Genomic DNA, 20,507 nt, shown 5'->3' with positions numbered 1-20,507 from the left:
GTTTCGATCAAGATCTCTCGGGTCGAACATCACGCCTTCTGCTCACGATCCGCTGACAAGCGGTGTTGCGCTCCATCCGTGGCGATCGTGCTGTTCGGTTCGACAGCTGCCCTGGACGGATCACCTCGCACGAAGGATCGGTATGAAGAGCGGAAAACGCGCGTGGATCGCAGCACTCACGGGAACCCTCGTGGTTGTCTGCGTCGGAGTCGTGGCCACACCGACGGTAGGGGCCCAGCCGCCGCAGTTGCGGGTGGCGGGGGGTGACATCGTCCGTGCCGATGGTTCGGCGACGGCGATCACGATCCCCGGCCAGGCCGGGCCGATACCGGCACGATCCACCCGCCTCGTCTACACCAGCAACGACACCCACGGCGCGCCGAACACGGTGGTCGGCACCTATCTGGAGCCGAGTCAGCCCTGGACCGGCCCTGGCCCGCGACCACTGGTGGCATACGCGGGCGGCGCACAGGGGCAGAACGCCGACTGCTCGCCGTCGGCGATGCTGGCGCAGGTGATCCGGTACGAGCCGCCTGCCGACGTGGTCTTCGAATACGACATCATCGCGATCTATCAACTCCTGGCGAGCGGGATGGCGGTGGTGATGACCGACTATCACGACTTCGGGGTACCGGGAGTGCACGACTTCCTGAACCGCAGGACGCAGGCACACGCGGTGCTGGATTCCGCGCGGGCCGCGCTGCGGCTGCCCGGTTCGGGGCTCGGCCCGGACTCGCCGGTCATCATCTACGGCTACTCCCAGGGCGGGATGGCCTCCGCTGCCGCCGCCGAACTGCAGGCCGAGTACGCACCCGAACTCGCTGTGCGCGGGGTACACGTGGGCGGGCCGGTGGTGGGGCCGCAGGATTTCATCGTGCGCAGTGACGGCAATCCCGGCGTCGCGCCTGCCATCGCGTGGGTGCTCAACGGAATCGCCGCGGACTACCCCGAGACACGCCCGGTACTCGACGCCGAGCTCAACGACACCGGTAAGGCGATCCTGCAAAGCTCCATCGGCACGTGCGGGGGCGGTCTCTCCGAGACTTTCGTCCAGCCCCAGGACACGTCGCGGTGGACGACCAGCGGGCGGCCGCTCACGGCCGTGATCGACGGTTCCCCCGAGTTGAAGCGGGCATTCGACGAGCAGCGGCTCGGCGGGTCCACTCCTGCGGCGCCGGTGCGCGTCTATTCGGCCAGGCACGACGACAAGGCCACCTACCCCGCCGCGCGCGATCTGGTCGCGCGATGGTGCGGCGGCGGCGCGGCGGTACAACTGGACGCCGACAGCGCGGTGCCCGCGATGTCGGGCTTCTTGGGCACCCACGATCTGGGCTTCTTCCCGTCGCTGACAAGTTCGCAGCCGTGGATGGTCGATCGCCTCGCCGACGTGCCGGCTCCGGTGAACTGCGCGTCGCTGCCCTAGCCGCGCCGATCTCCCTCGATCCTCGGGACCTCGCCAGTCGACCGCATCGCTCCACGAGTAACTCCGGTGACATCGGTGGCTGCGATGCGGTCAGGTGAGGATGCGATCGGGTGGGATCCGACATTCGACACCGGGGTTCTCCAGGTACAGGCGCCACGACGAATCCGGCGCCGTGGCAGAGCTTCGAGTCGACCTGCCTGGGTGCGCAGTCGATTTCGATGAGCGCGGTGACGGCGGCGGCACGGCCGACAAAGGCGTCGGCTGAGTACTCACCTCAGGTGATCGCGGCGATGATGGCGCGCGCGACCCAATCCGCGTATCGCTGCTGGGACCACCCCCGAGCGAGTGCCAGCCGTTCGTAGGTATCGATGGCGAGGTAGTTCCACAAGACGTCGCGTACCTCGTCCAGGTCGATCCCGTCGCGCAACTGCCGGGTCTCGAGCAGGTGCCTGCCCAGCATGGTCCGCAGTGGCCAGCGACCCGAAGTCCGTGGCGATCCACGGCATCCACCTCATGGTGGACGGCAGCATCGCTGACCTCGCCGAAGTCACCCACCCCGACGGATTCAGCCACGAACGCAGAGCGGCACCGCCCTGGGCCCGCGGCAACGGCCCCGAGGGGCTCTACGCGCTGGCCGAGTGGCTGCGCGACGCGTTCGCCGACATGTCCTACGACATACATTCCGCGACAGTCGAAGACGATCTGGTGACCGTCTACGCGACGATGCACGGCCGCCAGATCGGACCGTTCGTCTTCTACACCGAATCCGGTGCGGTGGAGAATGCGTTCGCCCCCACCGGCAAATCCTTCGCGATGACCGAATCGCACTGGTTCCGCCTGCGTGCGGGCAAGATCATCGAACACTGGGCCAATCGCGACGACCTCGGTATGGCCAAGCAACTCGGCTGGCTGCCACCCAGCCCCGTGTACCTGCTGCGGTGCGCGCTGCTCAAGCGTCGAGCAGTTCGCGAAGCGCGCTCCGGCCAGCCGCCTACAGGTAGCTGAGCACGCCCTCGACCTCACTCGGACGCCTGCCGCGAGGCGTTCTCTGTTCTCCCGACGCACCTGTTCGACCCCGAGCTGCTCGGCGGTCTTCACTGCGGCAGCGGACTTTCCGGACTCGCCTGGACATGGTGATCATCGTCCTCGAGGAAGGAAGCGGTCTTCAACCTGCGACGGTTCAGGTAGGTGAATTGCCTGTCCGCTGATGATGACATCAGCGTGTTGTTGTGTTCGGTCGGCGGCGAAGTGCACGTCCTCTTCAGACATCCAACGTTGCCACTGCGATAGCGCACCGTCTCCATCGCGATCGAGCCCTCTGGCGAGTCTCACTGCGGGCGGGGTCTGAACCCAGACCAATAGCGACAATCGTTCGCGCACAGTGGCACGGCCGGCCGATACGCCTTCGAGGATCAGGACAGCAGGCGGGGCGACGTCATGCCATTCCGCCAGAGTCTTGGTGTCCCAGTCGTAGCGCTGGTACCTGCCGGCTCGTCCATGAGCGATCGGCGACAAGACCTGCTGCTCGAGCTGAGGCCACCAATCGAATTGATTGTCCCAAGACGCGAAATCGTCAGTATGGAGCAGTGTCGCGGTGCACGCGGCGGCGAGCTGTGCGGCAAGGGTGGACTTCCCCGCACCGCCGGGGCCGTCCACGGCGACCAACTTGGTCGAGCCCAGCCGCGGCGTGGTGCGCTCCACGAGTGCGGCGAGGTCGTCAATGTGCATATGAGTCATTCTCGCCGAACTTCACACGAGGTCGTCGTGGCCATGCTGGGCGTGGCAGGCGGGGGAGCGCATCAAACCCGGCGCGGCGGGCAGGCCGGGGCCGACGGTAATAGCGGAGGCGGGTGTGGGGTTCGGCCTGTCGGGTGGTCCGGGTTGTGGCTTGTCCGAAGGACCGGTGTCGGGTTGGGGCCGGTCGTCCCATCGGATTTTGCGGGATGGGGGACTGAGGCGGTTCAGCCCTGTTCGAGTTCCCCGCGCACGGTGGCGGCGATGCGGGTGAGCGCGGTCCCGAGGTTGCGGCGCTGAGCGGCGGTCAGTGGATCGAACACGAGCCGCTTCACCTGCGCCACGTGCTCCGGGGCGCTGTCGGCGAGCTTGCGGCGGCCGCCGTCGGTGAGGGTGGCGAAGGTGTATCGGCCGTCGCTGGGGTCGGGTCGGCGGGTGACCCAGTCGCGGGCTTCGAAGCGGTCCATGGCTTTCGACAGCCGGGGCTGGGTGCTGTCGCAGACCCGGGCGAGGTCGCTCAGGCGCATCGTGTCGTCGTCGGCCATCGACAGCCTGGCCAGCACCCCGTACTCGAAGTTGGAGATGCCCGCATCGCGTTGTAGCTGACGGTCGAGAGCTGCGGGGAGGGCAGTGACGACCGTGAGGAGCGCCTGCCACAGCTCCTGCTGGTCCTCATCGAGCCAGGGTGACGGGGTGTTCATGCGCTCATCGTACTTGCCCAGGAAACATGTACTTGCCTGGGCAAGTCATTGTGCGCTACCTTGTTACTTGCCCAGGCAAGTGAAAATACTTTCCAGGGCAACTTAAGGAGCTGATATTGATGACAACAAGCCGCCGCTTCTCCGCGAACGGCCGAGCTTCGGGTGAGCCTGCTGCCGCCTACACGGATCTCCTCGCCCGTGTCATGCCACAGGCGCGCGAACAACCCCTGTGGAGTGAGGCCGACGGGCCGCTGCCGAGCCTGTTCGTCAGCCACGGTGCCCCGTTCACCCTCGACGATCCGCAGTGGCTCAGCGACCTCTTCGCCTGGGCTCAGTCGATGCCCAAACCCCGTGGCATCGTTGTTGTTTCGGCCCACTGGGAACAAGCACCGGCCGCGGTCACCGCGGCCGTGGCAGGCACTCCGCTCTACTACGACTTCAGCGGCTTCGACCCCCGCTACAAGACCCTTCCCTACGCGACCCCGGACGCCACCGGCCTCGCCCGCCGACTCACCGGTCTGCTGGGCCCAGCACCCGTGCACGAATTCGCCGACCGCGGCCTGGACCACGGCGCGTTCATCCCGCTCATGGCCATGTACCCCGCTGCTGATGTCCCGGTCGTCCAGCTCTCGATGCCCAGCCTCGATCCCCGCGCGCTCCTCGAACTCGGCGCACGCCTACGGTCGCTACGGGGAGAAGGCATCCTCGTGCTCGGCTCGGGCTTCATGACACACAGCTTCGCCGTCTTCCGCCGTCCAGAGCTCGCCACCGAGACAACAGCTTTCGATGAATGGGCAGTCGATGCTCTCGCCCGCGGCGACGTCGATGCTCTGGCTGACTACCGCACGAAGGCGCCCGGTGTCGCGGTCGCCCACCCGACGGCCGAACACTTCGTTCCGCTGCTGCTGACCGTCGGTGCCGCTGCGGACCCCGCCAGCGCGGTGAGCGCCATCGACCGCCTGGTCATGGGCAACTCCATCCGCTCGGTCCAACTGACCTGAGCCGGTTCGACTTTCCCTTCCCGCTCGATCGCCTCATCCCCGCGGCGACGAGATCGCACACTCTGGAGGACAGTTCCATGAAGGCCATCCGTTTTCACGAGTTCGGCACCAGCGAAGTCCTGCGCTACGACGACGTCGAACGTCCGGTCCCCGCGCCCGGGCAGGTACTCGTGCAGGTCGTCGCCACCTCGTTCAACCCGGTCGACGATCACATCCGCGCGGGGCATCTGGCGCAGATGCTCCCGATCGTGCTGCCGTATGTGCCGGGCATCGACCTGGCGGGCACCGTCGTCGAACTCGGCGCGGACGTGACAGGCCTGGCGATCGGCGACCGGGTCGTGGCGATGTTGCCCCTCGACTCCGCGGGCGGCGCAGCCGAATTCGCGCTGGTTCCCGCCGAGTCCCTCACCGCGGCACCGCAGACGATCGAGTTGGCCGACGCCGCGGCGCTGCCGCTGACCGGCCTCGCGGCCTGGCAGCTGGCATTCGAGCTCGCCGAGCTGAAGCCGGGTCAGACGGTCCTGGTCAACGGGGCGGCGGGTGCGGTGGGCAGCCTGGTGGTGCAGCTCGCTGTCGATGCGGGAGCGCACGTGACCGCGGTGGACGCGCCGGAACACGCGGACCGACTCGGCGGCTACGGCGCAGTCCGGGTCGAAGGCCCGCTCAGCCTCGCCGACGGTCCGGACGCGGTGGGTGGTCCGTTCCAGGTCGTGGTGAACCATGTGCGCGTTTCCCCCGAGGAACTCGCACAGTTGACGAACTATGTCGCCGACGGCGGGATCGCCGTAAGCTCGGCGGGCCCGATTCCCGAGGACGTCGCCCGCGGGGTCCGCAGTGAGAGTCTGTGGGTCCGTAGTGACGGGGCCCAACTGGGCGAGCTGGTCGCCAAGGTGGACGCCGGCAAGCTCCACCTGCACATCGCCGACCGTCGCCCGGTCGCGGAGCTGGCCGGGGTGCACGCGGACGCGGGCGCCGGCCGTCTGACCGGGAAGACCATCGTGCTCGCCCCCTGATCGCGCTCGACCGAGGTGGTGCTTCCCGCTAGACGGGAAGCACCCTCTCCATCGAGCACACCGCACTGCCTGGAGTTGCCTGTCCTGCTGCATCTTTCGGTGAATACCGCCGAACGACCCGCCCGGGCGAGCCCGCCGCCGACCAGGTGGAATGCAAGATCCTGGTCGGGTCTTGCCGGATCGAGGGCATCAGCCCATCGACACGCATCCCTGCAGGGTCTGGAAGTCACCCGCGAATCCGGGCCCGCCCGTGCAGGTGGGTGTCGAGGTCCCGGTGACAGTCACTGTGGCTCCGGGCCCGGCGATGCCGATGGACAGTCCCGGCCGCACGCCGGTGACGGCCGCCATGGCACCCGGCCCCACCGCGATCGCGGCCGGTCCGGACAGGTACTGCGAGGCGGAGGCAGCTTCGCCGCCGTTCGCCGCGATCGCGAGCGACAGGCTGGTCGGCGCGGCGTCGGCGCCGGCGTTGCCGCCGAGTCCGTACGCCGCGGCCGCCCCCATGGCCTCGCTTTCCGCGGCGCAGGACGCACCCTCCTCGCCTGCCTGGGCAGCAGTAGCGCCGGGAGCCGGACAGGCCGCGACCGGCGCGGCATTCGCTGTCGGGCCGCCGGCCAGAGCCGACAGTGAAACCGCACCCGCACCTACCAATAGGGCCGCGGCGCGCCTAGCAGTGAAGTTGAACATTGGGGTCACCCTCGCTCTCGATCGTGTCGCTCGCACCCCACAACCCACGAGGCTGCCCGGCCGAGCTGAAATCTGAGTTGGACAACCTTCAGCCTACGCACCTAACGATGCAAATTCGATGCACGAGGCTCAGCTGTTCTTGAAGGGGTTGAGAGTCTTTCCGGCGAGGTAGCCCAGGCGGATGGGCAGGGGCTTCATGGCGGCGGCGGAGATCTTGTTGACGATGCCCGGGATGCACACGGGTTTGCCTTTCATCACTGCGGCCCAGCCTTCGGCGACGACGGCTTCGGGCTGCTGCCAGAGGATCCGGGGCAGGTGGTCGGCTGCGTCGCGAGTGCCCATGACGTCGTGGAATTCGGTGCGGGTGAAGCCGGGGCACAGCGCGGTGACATGGATGCCGTGGGGCTTGAGTTCCATGTCGAGGGCTTGCGAGGTGTTGAGGACGTAGGACTTGATGCCGGTGTAGAGCAGGCCGGCTCCCGGCGGGGCGAACGCCGCGACCGAGGACAGGTTGATGATGCGGCCCCAGCGGCGTTCCTTCATGCCGGGGATGACCAGGCGAGCGAGTTCGGTCGGGGCGGTCACCATCAGCTGGATCTCCCCGGCCAGGGCGTCCCATGGGGTGTCGGCGAACGCGGTCTTGCCCGACAGGCCCGCGTTGTTGATCAGGACGTCGACGTCCAAGCCCTGCTGGGCGGCGTAATCCAGGATCGCGGCGGGTGCGGCGGGGTCGGTGAGATCGGCGGCGAACACCTCGCAGCGCACATCGTGGCGTTCGGTCAGCTGCGTGGCGAGCTCCTGAAGCCGGTCGGCGCGGCGGGCGACGAGCAGCAGCTGGTAGCCGCTTGCGGCCAGATGGTGGGCAAACGTCGCGCCGATGCCAGCCGACGCGCCGGTGATCAGGGCGGTGCGGGGGGATGTGGTCATGGGTCCTTCGTTTCGGATGGGGGCCGACAGGTGGGCGGTGTTCAGGCGGGTGGGCCGGGCAGCTCGCGGGGACCGGGTGTGAAGTCATGGCGGGCATTGCCGATGTCACCGCGGTAGGAGCCGACCGGGCCGGTCAGCAGGAAGGGGCGGGGCACGCGGCGCTGAGCGTCGGTGAATCCCCAGGTGCCCATGCCCAGGTAGACGCCGGGCGCGGCACGCCGCACCTCGTCCACCATATGGAGCGAGCCGCATATCGAGGTGTAGGCGCGATAGATGAGCGTGTAGGCCGGAGCGCCGTCGTAGCGGGACGGGGCCAGCAGTGTGCGCATCGGGTAGCGCTGCCGGACTCGGCCGAACTCACCGAAAGTGTTGTAGCCGCGCCCGCCGTTCTCGTCGACGGGCCGGAATGCCTTGCACAGCCACGGACCGAGCGGGTTGGCCACGGCCACCTTTCCGGTCACCTCGGCGAACAGGTTCGGCTGGGCCAGCAGCCAGGCGGCGTACTCGCCGTTGAGCTCGCTGATCGTGGGGGCTTCCAGAGTGGTGAAAAGGGCAAGCAGGCCGTCGGTGTCCAGCTCTCGCAGTTCGGCGGCCACACTGTCGGTGTCCAAGGGAAACCCACCTCATCTCTCGGTTCTTGAGTGGTGCTCAAGAAGCGTAGCGTTTTCTTGAGCACCACTCAAGATAAGATGATGAGGTGCCCCGGAATCGACGCCCGCAGAACCGCGAGGAGAAGCGCGAGGAGATCATCGTCGCCGCGCAACGGCTGTTCATCGACGATGGCTTCGAGTCGGCGTCCACGGCACGGATCGCCGGCAGCGCAGGAGTCGCCGTCAATACGATCTACTGGTATTTCCAGGACAAGGACGAGCTGCTCATCGCTGTCCTGGATCGCGTCCTGGCCGAAGCGCTCGCGACCTACGCGTCGGTCGACGGCCTGCCGCTGAACGACCGGCTGCTGTGGGTGGTCGACCAGCTGGAACGGCTACACGGGCTCGTCAACACCGTGCACACCCGCGCCCCGGCCTCGCCCGTCATCGACACCTGGCACGCCGGGTTCCATCAGCTGGCTGACGCCCTGTTCGCCGACGACCTCCGCAGGGCGGGCGCCGCCGAGGCCGACCTCGCCGCCATGACCGCCATCGGAACCTTCGTCATCGAAGGCCTCCTCACTCACCAGCGCGACGACGCGGGCAAGCGAGCCGTCATCGACCTGCTCGTCCACAGCCTCACCGCCGCCTCCAGCCGAACCGGGACAAGCTGACCGGCAGTCGTCGAGATCGGGTTGTTACGAGCGGATCGTTTGCCCCGACATGGTCAACCTGGGGGCTGCCAATACCTTCCCGGCTGCATATGCCCAGGACGAGGCTGTCGGAAGGTGTCCATCACCATTCGGATCGCGGCAACGACGGCACCCGGACCGTGTTCGGGTCTGCTGTCGAAGTCCTCGTATCGCACTGCGGCCGACCCGTGGACGATCAGCTCTTCGGTGTCCGCCGGATAGAAGCCGTAGCCCACTCCGTCGGTGAGTTCGGTGTACGGATGACGACTGGAGTAGGCCGTAGCGAGAACGCCCGGGTGGGGAGAGCGCACCAGACCGCCGGCCGCCGCACGGTTGATCAGCGTTTCCAGTGCCGATTCGATCTCGAAGTCGGGGGTGCGGAAACCGAGCAGATCGGCCCAGTCCGGAAGCGTCGACCGGCGTAGCTGCAAGGCCGCCGGTGCGCCGACGACCCATGCTCGCGCCCACTCGTCGATCGCCGGATCGATGACGAATTCCCAACTCCGCGCGTCGAATTCCTCTTGTGCTCGCCGCGCACGCCGGGAGTCCTCGGCGTAGTAGGCCTCTCGAAACGCCGCAGTCGAGCGGTCGACAATCCGGGAATCGTTGTGCAGCGCCCTGTCTCGATCGTCCCAGCGCCGCGCAGGGGCGGTGCGCGCCGAATAGAGTTCGTAGCCGGACGGCTCCTGCTTCATGCACGCACAGTACCGATGTTGAACTTCTGCGAAGGGCTGCGCACCAGCGACGTGAATAGTGCTGGTCGAGCGCCTCTTGTCACCGCCCGCCGCGGATTCCTTCGCCGATATTGTTTCGGTCGGACGGCAGCGTGCTCAGTGCGATCCGGACACAGACGCTGCTGTTCCCCTCGAGTCGAAGTCTCGACGGCAATTTATCCGCAAAGGCATGTCGCCGCGAGTGGGTGAGCCGGTCCGTCGATCCGGTCAGGGGGACGCGCGCGTCTTCTTCGCGACGTGGCGCGGGGCTTGACAGGGGCGCCGGGGACGGCTTTGACTGACTTGGAAATGGGTTTCCACCTCCTACGACAGCGCTCTGAGAGGTCGACGATGGGCAATACGCGGATAGCGAGCCCGGGGCATCGGCGCGGATCGTCCGCCCGCCGCGGAGTCATGTCGGTTCTGGCACTGATCGGTGCGTGCCTGCTCTCCTTGACGGCTACCCAGGCCGTCTCCGGGCAACCTATGGCAAACACCTCCGACACCGGATTCGCGATCCCCTTCGCCGGTGCGCCCGCCTATGAACACGTCGCACCACCGCTGCTGACGAGTCCGGACCAGCTCAACCAGCCGCTCGGTCAGGCCTTGGCCGACACGATCGCCGGTCAGGTGGGTCTCGACAGAGCCGACGCGCTGACCGAGCAGCAGTATCGTGACCTCAGCACCGGCGGCGGCGTCGGCGGCAGCCGCGAGGCGGCCGAGGTGATCGTCGCCTGCGTCGAGATCCTCACCAATACGGTCGGCCGCCCTCTCTATTCCGAGGTGAACGGACAGAGCACGCCCTCGGTGCTGGCCGGCTACGGACTGTACGTGAACCCCGGCGGGCTGTTGGAGAGCCCGGCCAACGTGGACGCGCCGACCAGACAGGTGAACACCTTGCTCGCGCCCGGCGGTTACGTCGGCACCTGGCTGCGGGAAAACGGTGCGTTTCGCACTCTGGTCGCGCTCTACCGGTCGGCCTACACGGTGCAAGCTGCCTACGGCTTCGCGGCACAACAGATTTCGGGCGCGGCTCAGCTGGTGACCAACACCAAGGGCGGAGTGAGCTCCGAGGTCGGCATGTCGATGGCCCCGCCGCTGTGGATTGTGAACTTCGCGCTGATCTACATCCTGAACCCGGCCCTGGCGGCCGAGATGCCGGCCCACTGGGCTCCCATACCCCCGCAGGTCGCCGACGCCATCAAGGCGAGCCCGACCGGCCAGGTCCCTTTCGGCGACTATGCGGTCTACTTCGAGTGACGTGGTCAGCACCACGGTGTGCCGGAGGTCGTGCGAGTGGAGCGTCAGTTGCTGGTGCCGACGTAGCCGATGATGATGTCGCGCGCTGTGTTCCACGCGGAAGACTCGGCGTCGGCGAATTCACCGTGTCCGGTACCGCGCAGGATTCGTAGGTCGGCGATGCCGCCGGCGCGGGTGACAGCTTCGACGTAGCGGTGGCTTTGTAGCGGCGCCACAACTCGGTCGTTCTCGCCGTGTAATGCGGCGATGCGAGTGTCGTTCGCCGGGAGGCGGTGAATGGGGGAGGCGTTGCGGTAGCGGTCGGGTACCTCCGCCGGCGTACCGCCGAGGAGCTTCGGGACGAACGAATCCTGGCTCTCGGTGACGGCCAGATCCAAGTCGAGTACCGCGGCCATCAGGGTGAGGCTGCGGATGCGAATCGCGGGATGTCTCGGTGGTTCGCCTGCTCGGTGTCCGGCGGTCCAGGCGGCGAGGTGGCCGCCGGCCGAGTGCCCGGCGAGGTGAACCCGCTGCAGGTCGAGCAGGTTACCGAGGCGTGGTGCGACGATGTTCGCCAGCGCGTCGACGGCGTCGTCGACATCGGTGAGTGTGACCGGCCATCCGCCGCCGCCGTTCACTCGGCGGTACTCGATGTTCCACACGGCCACGCCGTTGCCTGCCAGCGCACGGGCATGGGCGTCGAATTGTGCGAGGGTGCGGTTCTGCGCCCATCCGCCGCCGTGGATCAGCACCACCACGGGCAGCCGCGTGTTCGATGCCGGTGGCAGATAGAGGTCGCCGAACGTCTCCGGTGAGCTCCCGTAGCTGATGCGCATCGGGGTTTGCGGAATCGCCACAGCTTCCGCGGCGACCGTCTCGGCCGGTACCGACAGATCCGTGGCGCGATATCCCAGGGCGAGGACGAACACCGCGAGCACGCTGAGACCGGCAATGCGACGCTTGCCTCCACGTGCCACCGGTAGTTCTCCTCTCGATCGCCTCTGAATCTGCACCGTATCGCCCCCCACGGCCGGTCAACGGTGAGGTGGGACAGCCGGATCGGGGGCGTGCCTCACCACCACCCGAGGATCGGTTGCAACTCCCGTCCGAGTGGTCCTGCCAGCGACCGGGAGTAGCTCGCGGTCAGATGGTGTTCGTCGTGATAGATCAGGATGTTGCCTTCGGCTACCGCGCAGAGCGTGGGTTCGCAGACCGCGTCCGTCAGGTCGATCGGGAAGACGCTGGGGAAAGCCGAGGCAGGTTCCAGTCCTGGGTTGACCGGATCGAGCGCGTCCTCGCGGCGCATGCCGCAGCTGGTTCGGTTCCCGCCGCCGGCCAAGCAATCGGTGGCTTTGTATCGGATCGTTCCGCGCCGCAGCCAAGGGGTGTCGCGGATGGTGACCACGTTGAGACCGCGGTCCGACAGTGCCGCCCAGACGTGGAGATAGTCGGCGGGCGTCTCGTCGCCGCCCTCGTCGCGGGGCCGGGTACCGGTGGTGAACACCCAGTCGGGGCGGTCGGCATCGAGGCGGTCGATCACTTCGGCGGACCAGTCCCGGCAATCCGGGATGGGCTCGCCCTTGTAGGTGGCGTCGTCGGCGAGGGTGAGCGGGCAACCCATCTTCAAGTACACCTGGATGCGGAACGAGTGTTCGGTGGCGAGCACCTGGAGCGCGGGCAGCCAGTGTTCGGCATGGGAGCTCCCGACGAGTGCCAGTGTCCGATCGGCATCCGGGTCGCCATAGGTACAGGTGACGACGTCGCGGGTGTCCCAGTCCGCGATACATCCGTCCGCCGTGGGCGGGGGGACTTCGGTGGGCGCGGCGAAGACGGTGGGTCGCATCGGCTCGTCGGGTGTCGCCGCGCCGGAGGCCAGCGCCTCCGCGCCCGGGTACCTTGCCGGGTCGAGCTCCCCGGCCGCGACCGGTGGCTTGACCTGGACCACCGCGAACTGCCAACCGGCGGTGACGGTGATGGTCGCCACCAGCAACACCGCGACCGCAGACGCGACCAGATGCCGCGATCGTGCGTCCCCGGCACCGGTACTGTCCGCGGGTGAAGTGCGTTGCCGCAGTGGCTGTTCGATCCAGCGGTGTGTCATCCAGGCCAGCACAATAGACAGCCCGATCACCCCGGTGCCGCCCACGAAACCGGCGTGGGTGTTCCCGCGTTCGGTGAGGAAGAAGATCAGGATCGGCCAGTGCCACAGGTACAGGGGATAGGCGATATCGCCGAGCCACCGCATGGCCGGATGTGCCAGTAGCCGGTTCGGCAATGGCCAGTCGGCGACCCGCAGCTGGGTCGCCGAGAGGATCACCGCAGCCGTCGCGCAGACAGGGAGCAGAGCCGCGGGGCCGGGGAACCGGTTGGCGCCGTCGATGATGAGCCATCCGCACAGCACGACACCGAGAACACCGAACACCGAGAGCGCGGCGCGCACCTGTCGCCACAACATCAGCGTCGGCGCGACGACGGCGAGCCCGGCGCCGACCAGCAACTCCCACCCACGGGCGAAGCTGTCGTAGTAGTTCCACCCCTGGTTCGTGGCGACGCCGTCGGCGGCGTAGACGAACGAGGCCACCGACACCGCGACCACGACAGCGCCGGTGGTCGCGCGAATCCGACCAGGTCGTGAGAGCCGCGCGCACAACCAGGCGATAGCCGCGACCGTCAGCAGCGCGGCCAGATAGAACTGCCCCTGCACCGACATCGACCACAGATGTTGCAGCGGACTGACCGAAGGATCGGCGGCCAGGTAGTCCGACCAGGTCAGGGCGAGCTGCCAGTTCTGGTAGTAGAACAGCGAAGACAGAACCTGCGCCGCCGCCGTCGACCATTGCGTATACGGCAGCAACACCACCGTCGCGACGACGACCGCCGCCAGCACGACCGTCATGGCCGGGACGAGCCGACGCAGAGTGCGGCGCACCACCGACCAAGCCCAGAACGGCTCCGGCGACTCCGCCCGGCGCAGCAGCAAGCCCGTGAAGAAGAACCCCGAAAGCACCAGGAAGACGTCTACACCACCGGAAACACGACCGAACCACACATGGAAGACGACGACCAACGCGATCGCGAGACCCCGCAACCCGTCCAGATCGAAGCGGTACCCCAACCCGCGGTTGGTTCGCGTGGCGGTGGTGAGACGAGTCTGCCCGGTCGAATCGGCGTCAACATCGGTCACAGCCCCTGACACCATCCCGCCGCGCTCACATCGGGTACAGGTGAGCCGGTTCTCCGGAGAACGGACGATGACGAGGACATGACAACTCTCCTACCACGGTCGAATCCACCAGGTCCATTCGCCGGCACAGCGACGACGGCGAATGATGGCATCGCGGCGTCGATACTCGCGGCGATCGTGGTGGCGTGGCCGGTCAGGTCTCGGTCTCGGTCGGATCGGGCGGGTGCTCTGATCGGCGCCATTTCGGGATGCTGCCACCGCAGACGATCACAGTGCCGTGGGGAGCAGGAGTATCTCTTTCCTGCGGTCGGGATGCGGAGCTACCGTAAATGGATGACCGAATCTGCTGACGTTATTGTCGTCGGAGCCGGACTCGCCGGATTGGTCGCCGCGGCTGAGCTGGTCAGCGCGGGTAAAAGGGTGCTCATCGTCGAGCAGGAGAACGCCGGCAATGTCGGCGGACAGGCATTCTGGTCCTTCGGTGGACTATTCCTGGTGAACAGCCCCGAGCAGCGCAGGGTCGGTATCAAAGACTCCTACGACCTGGCGCTGCAGGACTGGTTCGGCAATGCCGGATTCGATCGCGAGCGCGAGGACAAATGGCCGCGCGCATGGGCTCGAGCCTTTGTCGAATTCGCTTCCGGTGAGATGCGTCCCTGGCTGGCCGAGCGCGGCTGGAAGGCGTTCCCGGTCGTTGCCTGGGCGGAACGGGGCGGCTACGGCGCGTATGGGCCGGGCAACTCGGTGCCCCGTTTCCACATCACCTGGGGAACCGGGCCGCGGATCGTCGAGATCATCGAGTCTCGTGTCCGGATCGGCGTCGATCAGGGCTTGGTGGAATACCGGTTTCGCCACCAGGTCGATGAACTCGTCGTCACCGGCGGCGCGGTCACCGGTGTGCGTGGCACCGTCCTGGAGCCGTCGGACGCGGCGCGAGGCATCGAGTCGTCTCGGAAAGCATTGGGCGAGTTCGAGTTCAATGCCCAGGCGGTGATCGTCACCTCCGGCGGTATCGGGCACAACCGCGAGCTGATCCGTCAGAATTGGCCGACGCGCATGGGTCGCGCACCCGAGCACATGCTGGCCGGTGTTCCCGCGCACGTGGACGGGCGGATGCTGGCGATCTCGGAGTCCGCGGGCGCGAGCGTGATCAACCGGGACCGCATGTGGCATTACACCGAGGGCATCATCAACTACGCCCCGGTGTGGCCGAACCATGGCATCCGCATCGGTCCGGGACCGTCGTCGCTCTGGCTGGACGCGACGGGGACGCGGCTTCCTCCACCGCTGTTCCCCGGCTTCGACACGCTCGGCACGATGCAGTACATCAACCGGACCGGCTTCGACTACACCTGGCTGGTCCTGGACCAGAAGATCATCGAGAAGGAGTTCGCGCTGTCCGGGCAGGAACAGAACCCTGACCTGACCGGCCGCAACATCAGGTTGTTGCTGGAACGGGTGAAGAAGGGGGCGCCGGGTCCGGTCGAGGCGTTCAAGCGCAGAGGTGCCGATTTCGTTGTCGAGGACACGCTGGACGACCTGGTGCGCCGGATGAACGAGCTGGCAGGCGACAGCGTGCTCGATGTGGCGAGTGTGAAGCGTGAGGTGATCTCGCGGGATCGCGAGTTCGGCAACGCGTTCAGCAAGGACCTCCAGATCGCGGCGATGCATGCAGCACGTGCTTATCTGCCCGACAAGATCACGCGGGTGGCCGCACCACACAAGCTGCTCGATCCCAAGGCAGGCCCGCTGATCGCCGTCCGGTTGCATCTGCTCACCCGAAAGACGCTGGGCGGCTTGGAGACAGACCTGTCGTCGCGAGTGCAGCGGCCGGACGCAACAGCGGTCGAGGGCTTGTACGCCGCTGGCGAGGTCGCGGGCTTCGGCGGTGGGGGAGTGCACGGGTATCGCGCGTTGGAGGGCACCTTCCTGGGCGGATGCATCTTCTCCGGACGTGCCGCCGGCCGGGCGGTCGCTGGTCGGCTGTGAGGCCGCGAGGACGGCGCCGTGAACGTCGACTCCGTGGCCGAGAACGCCCGGACATTCTCGACGAATCGCCAGGCGCGTATTGCGGGCCAACGGCCGTGTCCTGGCGGTGCGCGGCGCCGAAGCCCCCGTGACGGGCCCGCGGCCGCCGTTCTGCGCTCCTCGAGGAAGGCGTTGACGGCCGCAGGCGACGACCGATCAGCGGTGCGCTCGACCCGCACCGGAACCGGTCGCCCGTCCGGAGCGGTGGATCAGGGCTGACCGCTGACGGCGGCGGTGACGGCGTCGAGGAACGGCTGGCCGCCCATGGCGTAGCCGCCGGCGATGGCGCCCAGGACCAGGCCGACGGGGCCGGTGATGATGCTGAGGAAGCCGAAGCCGAGGACTGTGCCGATGAGGCCGCCGAGGATGCCGCCTGCGACGACGCCGACCACGTTGCGATTGATCTCGTTGGTCAGCTGGGACATGGGGCTGATGGCCTGCATCTCGCCGATGCCGGTGGCGCTCGCCTGTGGGGCGAGGACGAGGTGACGGCCGTTGTCGGAGATCGTTTGCGCCACCCGCATTTCCTTGCCGGAGATCTGGTAGGTGAGCGGGATACGGGTGACGACGGCGCCGGAGTCGGCGACGAGGGTGACCGCGGTGTTGTCTTCGGTGGTGGTGAAGGTGCCGCCGGCGACGGTGGTGGTCAGCACCCGGGAGAACTCGGTGAGGGTGGCCTCGTAGTGCACGGACTGGTCGACCCCGGATGTGGTGGCCTCAGGGGGCGGGGGTGCGACCGGCTGCGCGGCGGCGGTCCCCGCGGTGATCCAGACGGCGGCGCCGACCAGGAGCGTGGCAGCGGGGAAGTAACCGAGTTTCATCAGGGAATTCCTTTACGCATCACGAAAGATTGCGCGGCAAAACGGCATGCCGCTGCTCGGGGCACGAACCGTGTTGTCCGCCAGTGAGATCGGGCAGACAATAGCACCCTTTTCCGGTAGTCGGTGAACCGTGCCGAATTGGGCGGTGGACCAGTAATTCGCATTGTTAAAATACTAATATTCACAATTCGACACGTTCGTGTGTGCCGTGTAAGAACTGTCAGGCGAGTGGGACGTCGGTCGGGGATGTCCAGCGGATGAGTAGGACAACACAGATGGCACGTCGAAGAAACCTAGCTCTGCTCGGTGTGTCCATGGGGGCAGTGTTTGCCCTGGCAGGAGCGTTCTACCTGGCGCTTTCCGTCGTCGTGGGGTTCGCGGCGGAGCAGCCCGACGAGCCCGACAATGCCTCCGCGGAAAAAACTTCGCCGACCGAGGTTTCGGCAACTCAGCCGCTGGGAACTATTACCGATGTTTCTGGCAGCGTCGTGTCGACTTTGACAAAATCCGCGACGAAGATTCCCTGGGTGGAACTGCGTGCCGGCGATTGTGTGGATTTGAATGCGAGTCCGGACGATATTCGCCAGGTCTCGTGCGGCGACATCCACTCCCGCTACAAGGTGACGGAATTGGCGTCGGCGGGCGGACACTGCCCGGGCGACGTCGACCGCGCCCAACCTCGGACGCTGCCCGGCGGCGTGGACCAGACCCTCTGCCTGGATATCGACTGGACCGTCGGGGAATGCCTGGACATGGAGGGGGACGCGGCGAGACACGTGGACTGCGCCGCCGACATCCCCGGTCGGGTCCGCGTCCTCGAGATCCGGCATGACACCACGGATGTGAACGTCTGCACGATCGGCGACCGCGGTGTCGTCTACGACCAGCGCCGCTACGTGGTCTGCGTCAGCACCCGCTGACGGCGCGGGCGGAGCGGCCGAGCCCGATCTCGTCGAATCGGCCAAGCGCAACGCCTACATGCTGAACCTGATTCCTTGGCTGGGCGGGCTGCTGTGGTTCATCGCGGCCATCGGCATCGCGGTCACGGTGAGTTCGAGCCCGAGCAAACAGGGCTGGCACGACAAGTTCGCGGGTGGCACCCAGGTGGTCAAGGGCTGATTCGGGAGCAGCCGCTGCTATCGGGGCCGTGTCGTCATCGCTTCGCCGACCAGTGGTTTACCGTCCGCTCGGTTCTCCTCGCTCAGGCTGCGCACCATGAGCGTCGCACCCGCGACGGCGCCGGGCATCAGCAGCACGGCCACGAACGGGATCAGAAAGACAAGGGCGAGTAGAACACCGAAGCCCCAGGCGAGCATGCGGCGTCCGCGCAAGACGGCCAGTTGTTCGCGCAGCTCGACGCCGCGACGCTGCCACGCCACCGCGGTGAGTTCTTGGGCGAGGAAGAAGGCGGTCACGCCGATCCCGATCACCGGAACGACGGTTTGGCCGAGCACGGGGATGAACCCGAGAACGAACAACAGCACGGCCCAGGCCAGGACTCTGATCAGCAGACGAACACTGTCGCGGGTCGATATCCACAGATCCCGACCGAACCCGTTGCCCGACTCCGGCGCAGTGCCGTTCGCCGACTCCGACCTGTCGACCTGCTCGGACAGCTGCTCGTAGAACGGCTGCCCGATCACCAACGTGATCGCGGTGAACGCCACCACCGCGACCAGTGCACCGAACCCGAACAACACCACGACCAGCAACCCACGAAACAGCCCGCGCCACGGTGAGTTCCAGTCGTCGGCGAACGGCGACATCCATGCGGTGAAGTCCCCGACACCGAACGCCGCTCCGGTGAACACCGCGATGTAGAGGACCAACGTGACCAGTCCGGGCAACAGCCCGAAGCCGAACCAGCGACCGTGGCTCGCGACCCACCGCTGCCCGCTCCACAAGTAACCGAACCCTGTCCCCAGTTCATGCATGGCCGTAGCCTATCCGCGATCGATCGACACCTCGGCGGTGTTGTGGGCGTGGAGCTTTCACCCCTCGGCGCGAAATGGATTCTCGTACAGTGGAAGCAAGTATTCGTCGGGGGTGAGAGGCGCAACGGTGTCGACGAATCTGTCGAAAGGGCAGAACAGCCCGCTGACCGTTCACGATGTCGTGGTCGCGGTGCAGATCGATGCGGCCGCGGACCTGTCGGCGCTACTGGTCACCGACGAGGGCAAGGTTCGCTCGGACGCGGACTTCGTCTTCTACAACCAGCCGGCGGGGCCCGGTGTTCGCCTGCAACCGACCTCGCCGGGGCGACCGTCAGGGTTGGCGGTTTCGCTGGATCAGGTCCCGGCCGATGTCGCCCAGATCCGAGTGGTGATCACCCTCGACGACGCGAGTGCGACGTTCGGACGGATCGCGGCCCCGTCGGTGTTCGTGACGGACGGAACCGGTATTCGGTTGTACGAGTACCGGATCGACGGGTTGACGATCGAGTCCATTGTGATCGCGGTCGAGTTCTACCGTCGCCGAGGCAGCTGGAAGGTTCGCGCGGTCGGACAGGGCTACGCGGGGGGATTCGCCGCCTTGGTCACCGACCACGGCGTCACAGTCGATGACCCTCCGCCGCCGGCCCACCCCGCCACACCAGACCAGAGCTATCCGCCGCCACTTCCAGCGTCTGCCGGTCACCCGCCACCGCCGAGCGCGACGCCACCGGTCTCCGCCGGTGAGGTCGGGCTGTCGAAGAATCGACCCGTCAGCCTGTCGAAAGGGCAGCGGGTCACGCTGCGCAAAGACGGAGGCGTCGCGTTGACCTTCATTCGGATGGGGTTGGGCTGGGATCCGATCCGGCGTGGCGGGCTGTTCGGGCGCCGTGCGATCGAGATCGACCTCGACGCCTGGGTGGCGATGTTCGCCGACCGAAATCTGGTCGACGTCGCCTATTACGGGCAGCTCGTGTCCAAGGACGGATCGATCCGGCACCAGGGTGACAACCTCACCGGTGAGGGCGAGGGCGATGACGAGGTGATCCTGGTCGACCTGACCCGCGTCCCGGCGCACGTCACCACCTTGCTGTTCATCGTGACCTCTTACCAGGGACACACTTTCGAGAAGGTCGTCAACGCGTTCTGTCGCCTGGTGGACAACACGACCGATACCGAACTGGCCCGATATTCGCTGACCGGCGGGATGCGGTGCACCGCGATTGCCATGGCGAAGGTCTTTCGCGGCGACGGAGACTGGCAGCTGCAAGCCCTCGGCGAGGGCTTCGATGCCAGGCATCCCGGCGAAGCGGTGCCCCTGCTCGGGCGATTCGTCACACGAGGATGACCCAGCTCCTGGGGTGAACCAGGGCTCCGGGAGCCGGAGATCGGCCGGCTGTCAGGTGCGGTCGTGGAGAGTGATGTGGTAGCCGTCGGGGTCGGCGAAGGTGAAGGTTCGGCCGAAGGGGCCGTCGATCGGTGCGGAGACGATGGTGTGGCCGTCGGCGGCGAGAGCATCGTGAACGGCCTGGACGTCTGTGGCGTGGAGCCAGATCGCGGCACCGATGCCGGGCTGGGGCACGGAGGCGAGATCGTTGCCGGGAACGATGTCGCGGAGTGCGAACGCGATCGGTTTCGTGTCGAAGACTACGGCGTGTGGAGGGCCGGTCGGTGAGCGGACGAGGCCGAGGTATTGCTCGTAGAACGCCTGGGAAGCATCGAGGTCGCGTGCTTGCAGTGAGAGGAAGTCGGGGCCGGTGGCGGGCATGGTGAACTCCTTTGCGGTCGTGTCAGTATTCTGACACGAACCAACCTATGTCAGA

At 67.0% G+C, this 20,507-nt stretch carries 22 protein-coding genes; 10 read left to right on the top strand and 12 right to left on the bottom strand.

Annotated elements, in window-relative coordinates; all coding sequences use genetic code 11:
- The first annotated feature begins 142 nt into the window (after positions 1-142).
- Complete coding sequence (locus ACWF99_RS06070; protein ID WP_452535009.1) at positions 143-1,423, top strand: lipase family protein; 1,281 nt, start codon at positions 143-145, stop codon at positions 1,421-1,423.
- Positions 1,424-1,697: 274 nt separating this feature from the next.
- Here the strand turns inward: ACWF99_RS06070 and ACWF99_RS06065 are convergent, their stop codons facing one another.
- Complete coding sequence (locus ACWF99_RS06065; protein ID WP_452535007.1) at positions 1,698-1,883, bottom strand: hypothetical protein; 186 nt, start codon at positions 1,881-1,883, stop codon at positions 1,698-1,700.
- Positions 1,884-1,891: 8 nt separating this feature from the next.
- Here ACWF99_RS06065 and ACWF99_RS06060 point away from each other — a divergent pair, with 8 nt between their 5' ends.
- Complete coding sequence (locus tag ACWF99_RS06060; RefSeq protein ID WP_452535005.1) at positions 1,892-2,428, top strand: ester cyclase; 537 nt, start codon at positions 1,892-1,894, stop codon at positions 2,426-2,428.
- A 132-nt stretch (positions 2,429-2,560) separates the two neighbouring features.
- On the opposite strand, the gene ACWF99_RS06055 is transcribed toward ACWF99_RS06060, so the two are convergent.
- Both ACWF99_RS06055 and ACWF99_RS06050 read right to left on the bottom strand, forming a co-directional pair.
- Complete coding sequence (locus ACWF99_RS06055; protein ID WP_452535003.1) at positions 2,561-3,151, bottom strand: uridine kinase family protein; 591 nt, start codon at positions 3,149-3,151, stop codon at positions 2,561-2,563.
- A 233-nt stretch (positions 3,152-3,384) separates the two neighbouring features.
- Positions 3,385-3,858 (bottom strand): MarR family winged helix-turn-helix transcriptional regulator, encoded by a 474-nt coding sequence (locus tag ACWF99_RS06050; RefSeq protein WP_452535001.1) that lies wholly within the window; start codon positions 3,856-3,858, stop codon positions 3,385-3,387.
- Between the two features lie 119 nt (positions 3,859-3,977).
- Between ACWF99_RS06050 and ACWF99_RS06045 the strand changes: the two genes are divergently transcribed.
- Positions 3,978-4,859 (top strand): dioxygenase family protein, encoded by an 882-nt coding sequence (locus ACWF99_RS06045; protein WP_452535000.1) that lies wholly within the window; start codon positions 3,978-3,980, stop codon positions 4,857-4,859.
- A gap of 77 nt (positions 4,860-4,936) precedes the next feature.
- Positions 4,937-5,872, top strand: coding sequence for an NADP-dependent oxidoreductase (locus tag ACWF99_RS06040; protein ID WP_452534998.1), 936 nt, complete (start codon positions 4,937-4,939; stop codon positions 5,870-5,872).
- A 189-nt stretch (positions 5,873-6,061) separates the two neighbouring features.
- Here ACWF99_RS06040 and ACWF99_RS06035 read toward each other — a convergent pair whose 3' ends face one another.
- The 3 genes from ACWF99_RS06035 to ACWF99_RS06025 form a co-directional block, all read right to left on the bottom strand.
- Positions 6,062-6,559 carry a DUF6764 family protein gene (locus ACWF99_RS06035; protein ID WP_452534996.1) on the bottom strand — a complete coding sequence of 166 codons (498 nt, stop codon included), beginning with the start codon at positions 6,557-6,559 and terminating at the stop codon, positions 6,062-6,064.
- 129 nt (positions 6,560-6,688) lie between these two features.
- Positions 6,689-7,486, bottom strand: coding sequence for an SDR family NAD(P)-dependent oxidoreductase (locus ACWF99_RS06030; RefSeq protein ID WP_452534994.1), 798 nt, complete (start codon positions 7,484-7,486; stop codon positions 6,689-6,691).
- A gap of 41 nt (positions 7,487-7,527) precedes the next feature.
- The gene (locus ACWF99_RS06025) at positions 7,528-8,097 is read right to left on the bottom strand and encodes a hypothetical protein (protein ID WP_378630599.1); all 570 of its coding nucleotides are present in this window, start codon (positions 8,095-8,097) and stop codon (positions 7,528-7,530) included.
- 86 nt (positions 8,098-8,183) lie between these two features.
- Between ACWF99_RS06025 and ACWF99_RS06020 the strand changes: the two genes are divergently transcribed.
- Positions 8,184-8,750 (top strand): TetR/AcrR family transcriptional regulator, encoded by a 567-nt coding sequence (locus ACWF99_RS06020; protein ID WP_378630601.1) that lies wholly within the window; start codon positions 8,184-8,186, stop codon positions 8,748-8,750.
- Between the two features lie 53 nt (positions 8,751-8,803).
- On the opposite strand, the gene ACWF99_RS06015 is transcribed toward ACWF99_RS06020, so the two are convergent.
- Positions 8,804-9,463 carry a hypothetical protein gene (locus ACWF99_RS06015; protein ID WP_452534993.1) on the bottom strand — a complete coding sequence of 220 codons (660 nt, stop codon included), beginning with the start codon at positions 9,461-9,463 and terminating at the stop codon, positions 8,804-8,806.
- A gap of 432 nt (positions 9,464-9,895) precedes the next feature.
- On the opposite strand from ACWF99_RS06015, the gene ACWF99_RS06010 reads away from it, so the two are divergent.
- A complete protein-coding gene (locus ACWF99_RS06010; protein WP_378630605.1) occupies positions 9,896-10,741 on the top strand; it encodes a hypothetical protein in 846 nt (281 codons plus the stop codon).
- Between the two features lie 44 nt (positions 10,742-10,785).
- Here the strand turns inward: ACWF99_RS06010 and ACWF99_RS06005 are convergent, their stop codons facing one another.
- A complete protein-coding gene (locus ACWF99_RS06005) occupies positions 10,786-11,697 on the bottom strand; it encodes an alpha/beta hydrolase family protein (RefSeq protein WP_452534992.1) in 912 nt (303 codons plus the stop codon).
- Positions 11,698-11,792: 95 nt separating this feature from the next.
- Positions 11,793-13,919, bottom strand: coding sequence for an acyltransferase family protein (locus ACWF99_RS06000; protein ID WP_452534990.1), 2,127 nt, complete (start codon positions 13,917-13,919; stop codon positions 11,793-11,795).
- Positions 13,920-14,237: 318 nt separating this feature from the next.
- Between ACWF99_RS06000 and ACWF99_RS05995 the strand changes: the two genes are divergently transcribed.
- Positions 14,238-15,893: an FAD-binding dehydrogenase gene (locus tag ACWF99_RS05995; protein ID WP_452534988.1), complete on the top strand. Its 1,656-nt coding sequence runs from the start codon at positions 14,238-14,240 to the stop codon at positions 15,891-15,893.
- Between the two features lie 248 nt (positions 15,894-16,141).
- Here the strand turns inward: ACWF99_RS05995 and ACWF99_RS05990 are convergent, their stop codons facing one another.
- A complete protein-coding gene (locus tag ACWF99_RS05990) occupies positions 16,142-16,753 on the bottom strand; it encodes a hypothetical protein (protein WP_378630613.1) in 612 nt (203 codons plus the stop codon).
- 314 nt (positions 16,754-17,067) lie between these two features.
- On the opposite strand from ACWF99_RS05990, the gene ACWF99_RS05985 reads away from it, so the two are divergent.
- Together ACWF99_RS05985 and ACWF99_RS05980 are read left to right on the top strand one after the other, a co-directional pair.
- Positions 17,068-17,673: an LppU/SCO3897 family protein gene (locus ACWF99_RS05985; RefSeq protein WP_452534987.1), complete on the top strand. Its 606-nt coding sequence runs from the start codon at positions 17,068-17,070 to the stop codon at positions 17,671-17,673.
- Positions 17,624-17,872 (top strand): RDD family protein, encoded by a 249-nt coding sequence (locus ACWF99_RS05980; RefSeq protein WP_452534985.1) that lies wholly within the window; start codon positions 17,624-17,626, stop codon positions 17,870-17,872. The genes ACWF99_RS05985 and ACWF99_RS05980 overlap by 50 nt, the downstream gene beginning before the upstream one ends.
- Positions 17,873-17,889: 17 nt before the next feature.
- Here the strand turns inward: ACWF99_RS05980 and ACWF99_RS05975 are convergent, their stop codons facing one another.
- Positions 17,890-18,687 carry an EI24 domain-containing protein gene (locus tag ACWF99_RS05975; protein WP_452534983.1) on the bottom strand — a complete coding sequence of 266 codons (798 nt, stop codon included), beginning with the start codon at positions 18,685-18,687 and terminating at the stop codon, positions 17,890-17,892.
- 127 nt (positions 18,688-18,814) lie between these two features.
- Here ACWF99_RS05975 and ACWF99_RS05970 point away from each other — a divergent pair, with 127 nt between their 5' ends.
- Positions 18,815-20,032, top strand: a complete 1,218-nt coding sequence (locus tag ACWF99_RS05970) for a TerD family protein (protein WP_452534982.1) — start codon at positions 18,815-18,817, stop codon at positions 20,030-20,032.
- A 51-nt stretch (positions 20,033-20,083) separates the two neighbouring features.
- On the opposite strand, the gene ACWF99_RS05965 is transcribed toward ACWF99_RS05970, so the two are convergent.
- Positions 20,084-20,452, bottom strand: a complete 369-nt coding sequence (locus ACWF99_RS05965; protein ID WP_452534980.1) for a VOC family protein — start codon at positions 20,450-20,452, stop codon at positions 20,084-20,086.
- Positions 20,453-20,507: the final 55 nt, after the last annotated feature.

The sequence above is a fragment of the Nocardia sp. NPDC055002 genome, from assembly GCF_053608825.1.
This window is presented reverse-complemented; position numbering and strand designations above follow the sequence as displayed.